The sequence below is a fragment of the Paenibacillus sp. VT-400 genome, assembly GCF_001029205.1.
Taxonomy (GTDB): Bacteria; Bacillota; Bacilli; order Paenibacillales; family Paenibacillaceae; genus Paenibacillus; species Paenibacillus amylolyticus.
In genome coordinates, this window is record NZ_LELF01000019.1 from 1 (window position 1) to 1,001 (window position 1,001).

General features: G+C 34.6%; 1 protein-coding gene and 1 pseudogene. Both read left to right on the forward strand.

Features of this window, described 5'->3' with window-relative positions:
- Window positions 1-177: 177 nt before the first annotated feature.
- Window positions 178-438, forward strand: a pseudogene (locus EL84_RS31080) (type II toxin-antitoxin system YafQ family toxin); the annotation flags it as partial.
- Window positions 439-563: 125 nt separating this feature from the next.
- Window positions 564-902: a hypothetical protein gene (locus EL84_RS00100; protein ID WP_047840223.1), complete on the forward strand. Its 339-nt coding sequence runs from the start codon at window positions 564-566 to the stop codon at window positions 900-902.
- Window positions 903-1,001 lie beyond the last annotated feature (99 nt).

Here is a 1,001-nt window from a genome sequence, read left to right on the forward strand (position 1 = left end):
GTTTCGGTCGCTCGCTTCCCTTGTTTTGCTTACGCAAAGCCAAAAGTCGCTCTCACCCGATACCATCACAAAAGCAATTTAACTACCTTTATACACTTGACTTGTTTGCACAAGTTCAGCTTAAAGGAATGTTCTAATTCGCGTTTGTTTCGTTTCGATATCTAGTTTTCAAAGAACAAAAAAAAAGATTTTAAACGGGTAAGCTCAAACCCAAAGCTTAAGAAAGGACTCTTAATTTTGAAGGATCTTATTGATGAGCATTTGGTAAAAACAGGGACTGTTCCAGAGGAATATTTACCTCATCCTTTAATTGGAGAATGGAAGCCTCATATGGAATGTCATGTCTTACCTGATTTATTGTTAATTTGGGACGTGGACAAGGAAAATAATGAATTAATCCTTGCCAGAATAGGATCTCACTCTGAACTTTTCGGATAAAAAAAAGCCCAACTAGATGTTGGGCTTTTTTTGTGACTATTTTTTAAGCTTTAGTTACAAGTCTTTTATAGTTAGTTAGTTGAGAAATTTCATGTAATATCTTCTTCTTTTGAGGGGAATAAAACATGTTTGAAAAAAAACTTAAGGGTGCATGGATTATTCATCATGCACAAAAATTAAATGAGATAAAATATGCGGATAATACATTTGATAATACTTTAACTGCAGGTAAAGCAGGCTTGCTTTTGTCATCTTTATCTAAAGATGATGAGTCTGAAATAACGTCTTCAAAAGTACAGGCTCTTAGTACTTATGTGGGAATAACTATCTTAGAAAGAAAGCCACTACTAGAATTATTAAAAGAAAAGGAATTAATTGATTATAGTAAAAATGGTGATGTTGTAACGTTAGGATTAACTCAGCACTCAATTTTAGAACATACAGCTAATATTTTTGATAGATGATTGGGGTGAAGTCGTAACAAGGTAGCCGTATCGGAAGGTGCGGCTGGATCACCTCCTTTCTATGGAGAATCGTTTCCTGCAACGGAAACATTCAAATAC

Coding starts and splice junctions, on each gene's coding strand:
- EL84_RS00100 (WP_047840223.1), top strand. CDS start 564: ATGTTTGAAAAAAAACTTAAGGGTGCATGGATTATTCATCATGCACAA.